Below are 12,789 nucleotides of genomic sequence, written 5' to 3' on the forward strand. Positions count from 1 at the left end.
AGCCGTCCTCAGAAGCGATGGTCGAGGGTGAATTCGACGCGCCGGTCGGCGCCCAGCAGCCACTGCGTACTGGTGTAGTAGGCCGTGGCGTAGTACGCCTTGTCGAACACGTTGAACACGCGCGCGGTCACCCGTGTACGGGGCGCTGCCTGCCAGGTCAGGGCCAGATCGGTGGTGGTGTAGCCCGGCAGCTGCAGCGTGTTGGCGTTGTCGGCATAGCGCTTGCCCACGTAGCGCACGCCACTGGCCACGCTCCAGTCGGGCAGGAACTGCCAGCTCAACCAGACGTTGGCCAGGCGTTCGGCCACGTTCGGCGGCACGTTGCCATCACGCGAGACAATCACCGCCGGCGTGCCGGTGGCTTCCAGGAAGTCCTCGAACTCGGCCTTGAGCACGGTCGCGTTGGCATCCAGCGACCACTGCGGCGCGAAGGCCCAGTTCAACGAGGCTTCGATTCCCTTCGAGGCCTGTGCACCCACCTGCACGCGACGGTCCGGTTGCAGCGGGTCACGGCTGAGCAACCCGGTCTTGCGGATGCGATAGGCCGCCAGCGTCCACTCGCCCCCATCGAAGGCCTGCTTCATGCCGACCTCGATCTGCTTGCCCTTGGCCAGATCGAACACGCCATTGGCCGGACTGATCATCAACAGACCGCTGACCGGGTCTGCCGCCTGCGAGTACTGCGCATAGAGGGTCATGGACGGTTGTATCGCGAACACCGTGCCCGCGCGCCAGCCGGTGCTGTTGTAGGTCTTCGAGAACGCCCGCTGGCCGCTGACCAGGTCGTTGCGGTCGATCGTGGCGCGATCGTGACGCACGCCAGCAAGCACCGACCAACGCTCGCTCAGTTCCAGCCGGTCTTCCAGGAACAACGCGACCTGCTCGGCGCTGTTGCGGTATCGCGGCAGGTTGGATGCATCGCTGACGAACCCGCCGGGCACCGGGTTGAAGGGATCGACCGGCCCCGAGCTGCCCGCGTAGGTGTTGTTGGTGTGCTTGAAATGCGCACGGTTGGCATCGAAGCCGACGGCGAAACTGTTGGGCAGACCACCCGCATTTCCCAGCAGGCGCAGCGTGGAGGTCAACCCGGTCTGGTCCTGCTTGTGGGTGATCTGGGTGTTGCCGGAGCGGTCGATCAGGCCGGTGCGCTCGTTGTAGACATAGGCCTCGGCGTTGCGCCAATCGCGCTGGCTGTCGATCTGGTAGACGCGCGTGCGCCACTCCACGTTCTCGTTCGGCGTCCACAGCACATCGAGCTGGGTCCAGCGGTCACGGAAACGAATCACGCTGTCGGCCACGTTGTAGTTCTCGTGGCGCAGTGCATCCAGCTGCCTGCCATCGATCAACGGCGTACCGAAGTAGCGCATCGGCTTCTGGTAGCCCTGCGCATGGGTCAGCGTGAACTGCAGATCCGCCCGTGGCTGCCACAGCAACGCACCGGAAAACGTAGCATCGCCGTTGTGGCCGCGGTCGACCCACCCACTGCTGTAGTTGCCGCTGACATCCACGCGGTAGGCCAGCGCCGGCGTGAGCGCACCACCACTGCCGAATCCGAGTCGCGCGGTGTCTTCGCTGCCCAGGGTGACGCTTACCTCGTTCTCGATGGCACCGCGCGAAGGCTTCTTCGGCACGATGTTGACCACGCCGCCGATGGCGCCGTCACCATGGATGACCGAGGCCGGCCCACGCAGCACCTCGATGCGCTCGATCGACCAGGTATCGAACGGAAAGGTGATGCCCACACCGCCGTACTGGCGCAGGCCGTCGTACAGGCGCATCACCGAGGCGCCATCGGTAAAGCCCCGGCTGGACAGCGCACTCAGGCCGTTGCCCGGATGGGGAAGTGCACTGATCGCGCCGGCGCGGGTGATCGCGTCGTTGAGATTGGAATCACCGCGCTGCTCCAACTGCTCGCGCGAAATCACGGTCAGGCTGGCCGGGGTCTGCAGCACGCTCAGGCCGAGGGCCGAGCCGGTGCTGGCGGTGGAGGACAGCACACCGCTGCGGGCATCCACCACGCGGACGGTATCCAGGGTGGTCGGTGGGGCCGCGTCGGCAGCAAGGGCAGAAGCGGAGTGCAGCAGCAGCGCACAAGCGACAGACAGCGCCGCCCGGCGCAGGCGCGCGGAGTTTGGGTTTGTTTTCATTGTTTCACGGCATGCAAGGCCACCCCGCAGTAGCAGGGAAGCTCAAGGAGTTCGGGAAACGCGCACGCCGTAGTGCCAGGCCATGCCTGGCAGCTCGGGAGAATCAATCCAAGGGCGCACGCGCAGGGCTCAAGCAGCCAGCAGTACCGGTGGCCCACGCGCGCCCAACGTGCCGCTGATCCGCTGCGGCAACCTCTGCACCGCACCACGCAACGCACGGCACACCGGTGCCAGCGGCATCATCAACAGCAGCGCCGCCACCAACAGGGTGATCAGTCGTGCGGCAATCAGGCAGTAGTCGCAGTCCACGCCCATCTCGTGGTCGGCGTGTGGATCGGCCGGCGGCTTCGGTGCCGCTTCGCCATGCTGCATTGCCATCGCGTGGTGGTCGTGGTGCCCTTCCATCGCGTGCTGCGCGTGCAGGGCGTGGTCCATGACCGCCACCGGTGCAGCAACAGCAACGTGCGCATGTGCCAGCCAGCGGCTCACCAGCGGGGCAAGCAGCACCAGCAGCATGGCAAGCCATGCCAGGGTCTGGAACCGGCGGTGGAGAGCAGAGCGGCGCACGCGGCCATTCTACGGGCCCAGGGCCAACCCTGGACCACGCTCAGGGTTTACCTGCTGCGACACTGTGACGCAGGGCTCTGGCACCGACAACATCGATGAACACGTCTTCGCGACGGATCCAGTAGATCCACGCCATGCGTGGATGCGCTTCGCGCATCAACTCACGTACTGCGCCTGGCCGTTACCGAACGACCAGTTCTCCTTCTTCACTTCCACCAGATTGATGAACACATCCTCGCGGCGGATACCCACTGCCGCATGCAGGCCATTGGCAATGCCCAGATACAGCGCCTTCTTCTGCTCCAGCGTGCGCCCTTCGTTCCAGGTGATCTGGACGCAGATGAAGTCATCGCTGCGGGCGATGCCCAGGTAACCCGGGTCGAACACGAGCGTGCCGGCGTCGTGCTCCTGGAAGATCTGGAAGCGATCGTTTTCCGGCACGCCGACTGCGCGCATGGCCTGGTAGATGGCTTCGCCGACACGCTGGCGATACTCGACGGATTTACCTTTGCGAAGATCGATGCGGGCGAGCGGCATGGTGGCATTCCAAGGATGGAGGGGCACAACAATGGCCCGAGATTACGCCCGCCAAGGGCGCCGGAACAGCGCATGGATGGAACCCTCTGCCTCCATCCGTGACATGTTCCCGCAAGCACCGCGCGAGGTGACGCGATCGCCGTGGTGGCGTTCCTGCGGGGTCGTCATGTGCACGCCCGGCAGGGGCGGCGATTTACGCCATCAGTGATGGGCTGCACAGCGGGCTGGTGCTCGACGACACAGAACAGAAAACGCTTGGCCTGCTTAGGGGCAGTTGAGAACTTTCCTTACAGACCGACGTGATTGTTCGACTTGATGATCGCCACGCCGAGGCAGATTGCCTTGGCCGGGATTGGCGTCTCGAAAAAGCAAACCTGACGGATTGGTTGCGCAGCAGTGCGTAACCACAAGAATGCACCGACGGCCCTCAATGGCGGGCGGTGCGTGGGGATCACTCGATCCGCCGGGTGATTTCTCGCTCCGTTGTGTTTGCCCCGGCACGCCAACCCGCACCGTCCGCCACCTTCCCTTTGGAAGGTGGCCCTACGCCAGTGAGGGTTCCGCCATGACCAACAAAACCGTCCTCCATCCGCGCCTGCATGCCTTGATCGGCGACATCGCCACCGACGTTCCCGAAGACCTCGCGCGCGAGATCGAGTGCGCACTGAAGGAGCAGCAGATCCCCCCATCGCGGCCGATGTTCTTCACCTTCCTTGATGCGATACGCAAGGGAGATGGCGAAGACGGCCAGCCGTGCACCACGCAGAGACTCAACGCGCACACTCTCGCCGCCCTTGGACGTTCACTGTCCGCGCTGACCGCCGTGCTCGATCTTCTGCACGCGGCAGAGCACACGCGCGTGGACGGACGTGGCGACGAGCAGATTGGCGACTTCCATCGAAATGGTCTGCTACTGGCCGCACGCCAGATCGCGCATGCCGCGCAGATAGGCCTCGGCGATGCGATCACAGCCGGGGGAAAGGAGCCCGGTTGAATCACGGGCAACAAAAAAGCCCCCATTGCTGGAGGCTTTTTTCGTTCTGCAACATGGTGGGCGGTACAGGGATCGAACCTGTGACCCTTGCCGTGTGAAGGCAATGCTCTACCGCTGAGCTAACCGCCCGGTGTGTTGCTGAGCCGCTCATTATAGGGCGGTTTTTCAGGGCGTCAACACCTTTTCACATCGTGTTTCCCAGCCCATTTCCCCGAATCAGCCAGGCATGGCCTGGCTCTACTGGGGAGGGCAATCCGCCCACATCACATCGTATGCGTCGGCTTGTCCGAACCGGTCAGGCCGGCCAGGATCGTCTCGATCTTGTGCCGCACCGTCTCGCCTTCCTGGCCGTCCGCCAGCTGCACGCCGATGCCGGCCGTGCGGTTGCCCTGCGCGCCGGCCGGGGTCACCCAGATCACCTTGCCGGCCACCGGCAGGCGCTCGCTGGAATCAGGCAGGGTCAGCAGCAGGAATACTTCATCGCCCAGGAAGTAACGCTTGGGCGTGGGCACGAAGATGCCGCCATTCTTCACGAACGGCATGTACGCGCTGTACAGCGCGGCCTTGTCCTTCACGGCCAGGGACAGGATGCCCTGGCGGGCGTTGCTGGCACTCATCGATTTCCCCTTGCGGCAGGCCGCTCGTTCACCTTGTTCCAGGCCAGCAGCAACTCGACCACCGCAAGGTCTGCGCGCACGGTGGTGCGCAGCAGGTCGCGGGTGCGGTTGGCCGCATCGAACCAAGCTGCAAGCTTGTGCAATCGCTCCGGCGTGGTCAAGGCATCGGTGCTGGCCTGGGCCAGCGCCAGGTCGGCGGCGAAGCGCAGGCGCAGCGCCGCGTTGTCATCGGCGCACCACTTCTGCGCCAGTTCCACCGCGCCGGTCTTGCCGGCGGCCAGCTGTTCCAGCTCGCGGCCGACGTCGCGACGCAGGCTCAGGCCATCTTCGCGCAGCCAGTTATCAGCCTGCCCGGGATGGCCACGTGCTGCATCCAGTGCCTCGCGCGCGGCTGCCTCGTTGTGCCCCTGCTGCTGCAGCCAGGCCAATGCTTCCTCGCGCGGCGGCAGCTTGAATTCCAGGCGCTGGCAACGGCTGCGCACGGTCTGCGGCAGGCGCGCCGGGTCACTGCTGATCAGCCACAGGTAGCGCCCGGGCTGCGGTTCTTCCAGGGTCTTCAGCAGCGCATTGGCGGCCGAACGGTTGATGGCATCGGCCGGGTCGACGATCACCACCTGCGCCACGCCGTACTGCGGGGTCAGCGCCAGCTTGTTGGTGATCTCGCGCACCTGCTCGATCACGATCTCGGTGCGCAGCTTGTCGCCGCTCTTGTTCGGAATGAAGCCGATCAGCTGCAGGTCGGGATGCGTGCCGGCGGCAATCAGCTGCCGGGTGCGGGTGGCGTGCGCAGCATCGCCGCGTGCCAGCACATGGTCGGCCAGCGCGAGCGCCACTTCACGCTTGCCCAGCCCGGCCGGGCCGCAGATCAGCAGGCCGTGGCCCAGCCGATCCGCATCCAACGCGGCCACGGTCTGGTCGAACGCGCGCTGCTGCCAAGGCGAGAACGTACTCATGCGCCGTCCCCTTGCTGCAGCCAGCGCTCGACACGCGCAACCACATCAGCAGCCACGCGTTCCTGCACCTGGCCGGCATCGACCAGCGCGAAGCGCTGCGGGTCCTGCTGTGCGCGGCCGCGGAACACCTCGCGCACGCGCTGGAAGAAATCGTCCTGCTCGCTTTCGATGCGGTCCGGCCACAGATCGCGGCCGTTGGCACGCGCGCGGCCAACGGCCACGTCCACGTCCAGCAGCAGGGTCAAACCGGGCAGCAGGCCAACGGCGCGGCGCTCCAGGTCGGCAATCCACTGCGGGTCCAGGCCGCGGCCACCGCCCTGGTAGGCGTAGCTGGAATCGGTGAAGCGATCGCTGAGCACGTAGGCGCCGCGCTGCAGCGCCGGCTGGATCACCTGGCGCACATGCTGCGCGCGGGCGGCGAACACCAGCAGCAGTTCGGCCTCGGCACTGAGCGGCTCAGCAGCGATCTCGGCATCGGGCTTCAGCACCAGCCCGCGGATGCGCTCTGCCAGCGGCGTGCCACCGGGTTCGCGGGTCAGCACGACCTCATGGCCGTGGCGGCGCAGGCACTCACGGATGGCGTTGATGGCCGTGGTCTTGCCCGCGCCCTCGCCGCCTTCCAGGCTGACGAAACGGGGATGGCGAAGCAGCGCGGAACTCATTGCGCCGGGGTCTCCTTGGTGCGTTGCTGGCGCAGCTGCTGCAGGTAGCGGGCTACGGCGGCGTTGTGTTTGTCCAGGCTGGGCGAGAACACGTGTGCGCCACTGCCATCGCCCACGGCGACGAAGTACAGCGCATCGCCCGGCGCCGGTTGCGCAGCGGCCATCAGCGCGTCGCGGCTGGGCATGGCGATCGGGGTCGGGGTCAGGCCAGACCGGGTGTAGGTGTTGTAGGGCGTATCGGTGGTGAGGTCGCGGCGGCGGATGTTGCCGTCATACGCCGCACCGATGCCGTAGATCACGGTCGGGTCGGTCTGCAGGCGCATGCCGATCTTCAGGCGGCGCGTGAACACGCCGGCAATCTGCGGTCGCTCGCTGGCCAGCGCGGTTTCCTTTTCGATGATCGACGCCATCGTCAGCAGCTCGTAGGGCGTATTGATCGGCAGATCCGGCGCGCGGCTTTCCCAGGCTTCGTCCAGCGCCTTCTCCATCGCGCCGTGGGCACGCTTGAGCACGTCCAGGTCGCTGTCGCCGCGCTGGTAGACGTAGGTCTCCGGCAGGAAGCGGCCTTCGGGGTGCTGGCCGGCGAAACCGAGGCGGTCCATCAGCGCTGCGTCATCGAGGGTGTCGGTGGTGTGCAGCAGCGGATCGGCACGCTTGAGCGCGGCGCGCAGCTGGCGGATGTTCCAGCCTTCGATGATGGTGACGCGGTGCTGCAGCACCTTGCCGGCGCGCATGCGCAGCAGCAGTTCGCGCGGGGTCAGGTCCTTGCTCAGTGCGTATTCGCCCACCTTCAGCTTGCCGGCGGCGTCCAGCTGGCGCGCCAGCAGCTGCCACTGGGTGTCCTGGCCCTCGTCCACGCCGGCCTCGCGCAGCTTGCGCAGCACGCTGTTCATGCCATCGCCGCTGGCGATGACCACGCTGTCCGCACTGGGGGTCAGCGGCACGTCGGCAAACTGGGTCTGCTTGTAGAAGAACCACGCGCCCGCGCCGGCCACGATGGCGGCCAGCACCAGCAGCAGCGTTACCACCCACAGACACCCGCGCTTGGCTCCCGCCATGGACTACCTCTGAACTCGATTCCGTCGTGCAGGATACCGTGCCGCTGGTGTGGGGTCATGACCGGGCGCCACCGGGCGAGCATCCACGCACGGCGTGGATCTACTGCCGGGGCCGACCATGCCCAGTAGATCCACGCCATGCGTGGATGAACGACCATGGAAGCATCCGTGCCCACCAGGACCGGCAGCGCCGGGCCCTACCCGGCGGCGGCAATCGATCAACCCTGCTGCCCCAGCGCCCGCAGCAGGCCACGCGCCTTGGCCCGGGTTTCGTCCAGCTCCTTGTCCGGGTCCGAGTCGACCACGATGCCGGCACCGGTACGGAAGCTGACCTCGTTGCCATCCACTTCGGCGGTACGGATCAGGATGTTCAGGTCCAGGTCGCCATCGCGGTTCAGCCAGCCGAACGCACCGGTGTACGCGCCGCGCGGCACCTGCTCCAGCTCGCTGATGATCTGCATGCAGCGCACCTTCGGGCAGCCGGTGATGGTGCCGCCGGGGAAGGTGGCGGCGATCACTTCGCCCGGGGTCACGTCCGCGCGCAGGTGGCCACTGACGTTGCTGACGATGTGGTGCACGTGCGCATAGCTTTCCACGGTCATCAGCTCGTCCACGACGACCGTGCCGGGCAGGCAGATGCGGCCGAGGTCGTTGCGCTCCAGGTCGATCAGCATCACGTGCTCGGCGCGCTCCTTGGGATGGCCGACCAGCTCCTGGATGCGTGCGGCATCGTCGTCGCCCTCGAAGCGCGGGCGGGTGCCGGCGATCGGGCGGGTCTGCGCGTGGCCGCCATGCACCGAGACCAGCCGTTCCGGCGACGAGCTGACCACATGCCGGCCGTGCGCACTGAACAGGCCGGCAAACGGCGCCGGATTGGCGCGTCGCAGCTGCGCGTACAGCGCCTGCGGACTGACCGCCGTGGCGAACTGCGCGCTCCAGCGCCGCGACAGGTTCACCTGGAACACATCACCGGCGCGCAGGTACTCGATCACCCGGCGCACGCCATCGGTGAAGCGCTGCGGCTCGTCTTCGCTGACCGATTGCGGCGGTTGCCAGCCCTGCCCGGCCTGCGGCAGTTCGCCGGCCACCAAGGCGACCAGCGTGTCCAGCAGCGCCTGCTCGCCCGCCTCGGCAATGAGGAAGCTGGTGTCGGCCTGGTGGTCATGCAGCACGGCGGCCGGGCAGCGCAGGGCGAGCGCGGTCGGGTGACCGTCATCGCGCGCGCGCGCCGGCAGCACCGGTTCGACCTGGCTGGCCACTTCGTAGTCCAGCATCAGCGCCCAGCCACCCCGGAACGGCAGCGCGTGGCCGCCGTCATGCGGCAGCCGCTGCGCGTGCCATGCGCGATCCAGCGCCTGCAGGAAACTGCCGGGCTGCAGCGCACCGTGCTGGTCGCGCACCTGGCCATCGGCGTCCAGCTGCAGGGTATCGCCCTGCGCGGCCAGCAGCAGGCTCCAGCGGCCCTGCGCGGTACCCGAGGCGGTGGACTCCATCAGCAGCGGAAACCGCGCCGGGTCGCGCTGCTGCAGGGCCAGCAGGTCGATCGGGTGTGGCAGCGGATGAATCAGCGGGGCGTGGGTCATGGCAGCCAGTTCGGGAGACGGATACACGGAAGCCGCCTTGCGGCGGCCTCGTGGTTGGCGGAGTCGAGCCTGGCTCGACGCTGCCGGTGCGATCAGACGCGCTTGAAGATCAGCGTGCCGTTGGTGCCGCCGAAGCCGAAGCCATTGGACATCACCACGTCGACCTTGGCCTGGCGTGCTTCGTTGGGCACGTAGTCCAGATCGCAGCCTTCGCCCGGCTGCTGCAGGTTGATGGTCGGCGGAATCACGTTGTCGCGCATTGCCAGCACCGAGAAGATCGCTTCCACGCCGCCGGCAGCACCGAGCAGGTGGCCGGTCATCGACTTGGTGGAGCTGACCATCATCTTGTAGGCGTGGTCGCCGAAGGCGGTCTTCATCGCCATGGTCTCGCCGAGGTCGCCCAGCGGGGTCGAGGTGCCATGTGCGTTGAGGTAGCCGACCTGGTCCGGGGTGACACCCGCATCCTTCATGGCCATGGCCATGCAGCGCGCAGCGCCTTCGCCGTTCTCGCTCGGCGCGGTCATGTGGTACGCGTCGGAGCTGGCGCCGAAACCGGCCAGCTCGCAGTAGATCTTCGCGCCGCGGGCCTTGGCGTGCTCGTACTCTTCCAGGATCAGGATGCCGGCGCCGTCGCCCAGCACGAAGCCGTCACGGTCCTTGTCCCACGGGCGCGAGGCCTGTTCCGGGGCGTCGTTGCGGGTGCTCATCGCCTTCATCGCGCAGAAGCCGCCCAGCGCCGTCGGCGAGGAACCGCGTTCGGCACCGCCGGCCACCATCACGTCCGCATCGCCGTACTGGATCATGCGCATGGCGGTGCCGATGGAATGGTTGGAGGTGGCGCACGCCGAGACCGCCGAGAACGACGGGCCCTTCAGGCCGCTGATGATGCTCAGCTGGCCCGGCAGCATGTTGATGATGGTCTTGGGCACGTAGAAGGGAGAGATCTTCTTCCCTTCGTGGAACTCGATGGTCTGCTCTTCGATACCGAGCAGGCCGCCGATGCCGGCGCCAACGATGGCGCCAATGCGGTCGGCGTTGGCATCGGTGATCTCCAGGCCCGAATCATGCAGGGCCATGAAGGCGGCACCGAGGCCGTAATGGATGAACGGGTCCATCTTCTTGGCATCCTTGCCGCTGACCCGGTACTTGCCGAACAGTTCGTTGTCGGCGGTGATGTCAAAGCCTTTGACCTCACCTGCGATCTTGGTGGTGAACCGTTCCAGGTAGGCATCAGAAACGTTGGTCAGCGGACCGATGCCCGAACGACCGTGGGTGATGCCTTCCCAGCTGCTGGCCAGATCATTGCCCAACGGCGAGACCATACCCAGGCCGGTTACGACGACGCGACGCTTCATTGCTGATTCTCCTGACCCGAACGTTCTTTGCGGGTAACGCGGTTTACTTCGGTGTGGTACGCAAACACACGGGGCCGCAAACAGCGGCCCCATGGGGTGTCGTGCGCGCCGAGCTCAACGCCCGCGCGCGCACTGACGTCCTGCATCAGGCCTTGACGTGGGCCGTGATGTAGGTGATCGCAGCCTGCACGGTGCTGATCTTCTCGGCTTCTTCGTCCGGGATCTCGCACTCGAATTCTTCTTCCAGCGCCATCACCAGCTCGACGGTGTCCAGCGAGTCAGCGCCCAGGTCATCGACGAACGATGCGCTGTTGGTGACTTCTTCTTCCTTGACGCCAAGCTGTTCGATGACGATTTTCTTGACGCGTTCTTCGATGGTGCTCATGGGATATCGCTCCAGATGGAGTAGTGGTTCAAAAAGTGGTCGCCATCAAAGGCGATGGCCGTGGGATAGTGTAGTGGAAACCGGCGTGACCTTGCATTGCAGCAAAAATCCTCGCAGATCAATCACTTGCGGCGCGATCCCTGCGCCCCTTGCTTACGGCATGTACATGCCGCCGTTCACATGGAGAGTTTCGCCGGTGATGTAGCCGGCAGCCGGGCTGGCCAGGAAGGCCACCGCATGGGCGATGTCCTCCGGCGAACCCAGGCGTTCGAGGGCGATGTCGCCGATCAGCGCGGTACGCGCCTCTTCCGGCAGCGCCTTGGTCATGTCGGTGTCGATGAAGCCGGGTGCGACCACGTTGACGGTGACGCCGCGCGAGCCGATTTCCTTGGCCAGCGACTTGGAGAAACCGATGATGCCGGCCTTGGCGGCGGCATAGTTGGCCTGGCCGGCATTGCCGGTCACGCCCACCACCGAGGCGATGTTGATGATGCGGCCCTTGCGTGCCTTCATCATGCCGCGCATGACGGCCTTGCTGGTGCGGAACACGCTGGTCAGGTTGGTGTCGATGATCGACGCCCAATCGTCTTCCTTCATGCGCATCAGCAGGTTGTCGCGGGTGATGCCGGCGTTGTTGACCAGGATCGAGATCGGGCCGAATTCCTTGGCGATGCCGTCAAGCACGGCGTCGAGCGCGGCAGCGTCGGTGACGTTCAGCGCGCGGCCGTGACCGCCGTGGGCAGCCAGACGCTCGCCGATCGCGGCGGCGCCGGAATCGGTGGTGGCGGTGCCGATGACGGTGGCGCCCTGGGCGGCCAGCAGATCGGCGATGGCGGCACCAATGCCACGGCTGGCACCGGTGACCAGTGCGATTTCACCCTGCAGGGGCTTGCTCATGATGTTTTCCTCAGGCTGGGGCGGCCGCCGCACCCGTGCCGCTTGCAGCGGCCACCGGCACGGTCGGCAGGAACAGGGGCAATCAGGCCGACCACGTCTCGCGGGCGGTTTCGAAGTCGCCCGGGGTGGCCAGGGAACGGCCGTCGATGGCCTTGTCGATGCGCTTGACCAGACCGGTCAGCACCTTGCCCGGACCGCACTCGGCGATCTGGGTGACGCCACGCGCGGCCAGGGCCTGCACGCAGCCGGTCCACTGCACGGGCTGGTACAGCTGCTGCACCAGCGCGGTGCGGATCGCGTCCACGCCGTCGTGCACCTTGGCGTCGACGTTCTGCACCACCGGCAGCTGCGGCAGCTGCCAGGACAGGCCGGCCATCACTTCGGCCAGACGGTTGGCGGCTTCGCGCATCAGCGGGGTGTGCGAGGGCACGCTGACGGCCAGCTTGACCGCCTTGCGCACGCCCTTCTCGGCCAGCAGCGCCAGCGCACGATCGACCGCGGCAGCGTCGCCGCCGATCACGATCTGGCCCGGCGAGTTGAAGTTGGCCGGCACGACCACCTGGCTGCCGGCGGCTTCCGCGCAGACGTCCAGCACCAGCTGGTCTTCGGCGCCGAGCACGGCGGCCATCGCGCCGACACCGGCCGGAGCGGCTTCCTGCATCAGCTGGCCGCGCAGGCGCACCAGGTGCGCACCGTCGTGCAGGCTGAGGGCGCCAGCAGCGACCAGGGCGGTGTACTCGCCCAGGCTGTGGCCAGCCAGAACCGACGGACGCGGACCGCCAACGGCGTTCCAGGCGCGCCACGCGCCGATGCTGGCGGCGAGCAGGGCCGGCTGGGTGTATTCGGTACGGTTGAGCATTTCCTCCGGGCCACCCTGGGACAACGCCCACAGGTCGACGCCGGCACCATCGGATGCCTCGGTGAAGGCCTCACGCACCTGCGGGTGCAGTTCGGCCAGCTCGGCCAGCATGCCCACAGACTGCGAGCCCTGACCGGGGAAGACAAAAGCGAGGGTGGATAGGGTCACGCGGTCA

13 protein-coding genes and 1 tRNA gene are annotated in these 12,789 nt (G+C 66.6%); 1 reads left to right on the top strand and 13 read right to left on the bottom strand.

The genetic code is table 11. The annotated features are described in order from the left end of the window. Nucleotides 1-8: 8 nt before the first annotated feature. The 3 genes from GIW57_RS01560 to GIW57_RS01570 all read right to left on the bottom strand — a co-directional run bounded on the left by GIW57_RS01560 (nucleotide 9) and on the right by GIW57_RS01570 (nucleotide 3,251). Nucleotides 9-2,147 (bottom strand): TonB-dependent receptor, encoded by a 2,139-nt coding sequence (locus GIW57_RS01560; RefSeq protein WP_236508983.1) that lies wholly within the window; start codon nucleotides 2,145-2,147, stop codon nucleotides 9-11. A 129-nt stretch (nucleotides 2,148-2,276) separates the two neighbouring features. Next, nucleotides 2,277-2,663 carry a DUF2946 family protein gene (locus GIW57_RS01565; protein WP_236509060.1) on the bottom strand — a complete coding sequence of 129 codons (387 nt, stop codon included), beginning with the start codon at nucleotides 2,661-2,663 and terminating at the stop codon, nucleotides 2,277-2,279. 207 nt (nucleotides 2,664-2,870) lie between these two features. Then, nucleotides 2,871-3,251 carry a tautomerase family protein gene (locus GIW57_RS01570; RefSeq protein ID WP_236508984.1) on the bottom strand — a complete coding sequence of 127 codons (381 nt, stop codon included), beginning with the start codon at nucleotides 3,249-3,251 and terminating at the stop codon, nucleotides 2,871-2,873. 565 nt (nucleotides 3,252-3,816) lie between these two features. Between GIW57_RS01570 and GIW57_RS01575 the strand changes: the two genes are divergently transcribed. After that, nucleotides 3,817-4,245, top strand: coding sequence for a hypothetical protein (locus GIW57_RS01575; RefSeq protein ID WP_100463437.1), 429 nt, complete (start codon nucleotides 3,817-3,819; stop codon nucleotides 4,243-4,245). Between the two features lie 54 nt (nucleotides 4,246-4,299). On the opposite strand, the gene GIW57_RS01580 is transcribed toward GIW57_RS01575, so the two are convergent. The 10 genes from GIW57_RS01580 to fabD form a co-directional block, all read right to left on the bottom strand. After that, nucleotides 4,300-4,374, bottom strand: a tRNA-Val gene (locus GIW57_RS01580). Between the two features lie 134 nt (nucleotides 4,375-4,508). Further along, complete coding sequence (locus GIW57_RS01585) at nucleotides 4,509-4,862, bottom strand: PilZ domain-containing protein (protein WP_025874071.1); 354 nt, start codon at nucleotides 4,860-4,862, stop codon at nucleotides 4,509-4,511. Beyond that, nucleotides 4,859-5,815, bottom strand: a complete 957-nt coding sequence (locus GIW57_RS01590) for a DNA polymerase III subunit delta' (RefSeq protein ID WP_236508985.1) — start codon at nucleotides 5,813-5,815, stop codon at nucleotides 4,859-4,861. The genes GIW57_RS01585 and GIW57_RS01590 overlap by 4 nt, the downstream gene beginning before the upstream one ends. Continuing rightward, nucleotides 5,812-6,477, bottom strand: coding sequence for a dTMP kinase (gene tmk / locus GIW57_RS01595; RefSeq protein ID WP_236508986.1), 666 nt, complete (start codon nucleotides 6,475-6,477; stop codon nucleotides 5,812-5,814). Before tmk ends, GIW57_RS01590 begins: the two co-directional genes overlap by 4 nt. After that, a complete protein-coding gene (gene mltG / locus GIW57_RS01600; RefSeq protein WP_236508987.1) occupies nucleotides 6,474-7,535 on the bottom strand; it encodes an endolytic transglycosylase MltG in 1,062 nt (353 codons plus the stop codon). Before mltG ends, tmk begins: the two co-directional genes overlap by 4 nt. A 218-nt stretch (nucleotides 7,536-7,753) precedes the next feature. Then, entirely contained in the window at nucleotides 7,754-9,118 is a 1,365-nt protein-coding gene (locus GIW57_RS01605; protein ID WP_236508988.1) for an aminodeoxychorismate synthase component I, read from the bottom strand. A 92-nt stretch (nucleotides 9,119-9,210) separates the two neighbouring features. Further along, entirely contained in the window at nucleotides 9,211-10,473 is a 1,263-nt protein-coding gene (fabF, locus tag GIW57_RS01610) for a beta-ketoacyl-ACP synthase II (protein ID WP_236508989.1), read from the bottom strand. A 145-nt stretch (nucleotides 10,474-10,618) separates the two neighbouring features. Further along, nucleotides 10,619-10,858, bottom strand: a complete 240-nt coding sequence (gene acpP, locus GIW57_RS01615; protein WP_025874077.1) for an acyl carrier protein — start codon at nucleotides 10,856-10,858, stop codon at nucleotides 10,619-10,621. A 153-nt stretch (nucleotides 10,859-11,011) separates the two neighbouring features. Further along, a complete protein-coding gene (gene fabG, locus GIW57_RS01620) occupies nucleotides 11,012-11,755 on the bottom strand; it encodes a 3-oxoacyl-ACP reductase FabG (RefSeq protein ID WP_025874078.1) in 744 nt (247 codons plus the stop codon). Between the two features lie 82 nt (nucleotides 11,756-11,837). Then, nucleotides 11,838-12,782: an ACP S-malonyltransferase gene (gene fabD / locus GIW57_RS01625; protein ID WP_089239160.1), complete on the bottom strand. Its 945-nt coding sequence runs from the start codon at nucleotides 12,780-12,782 to the stop codon at nucleotides 11,838-11,840. Between the last annotated feature and the right edge of the window lie 7 nt (nucleotides 12,783-12,789).

Source organism: Stenotrophomonas sp. PA-6-5C, from assembly GCF_021605635.1.
Taxonomy (GTDB): Bacteria; Pseudomonadota; Gammaproteobacteria; order Xanthomonadales; family Xanthomonadaceae; genus Stenotrophomonas; species Stenotrophomonas lactitubi.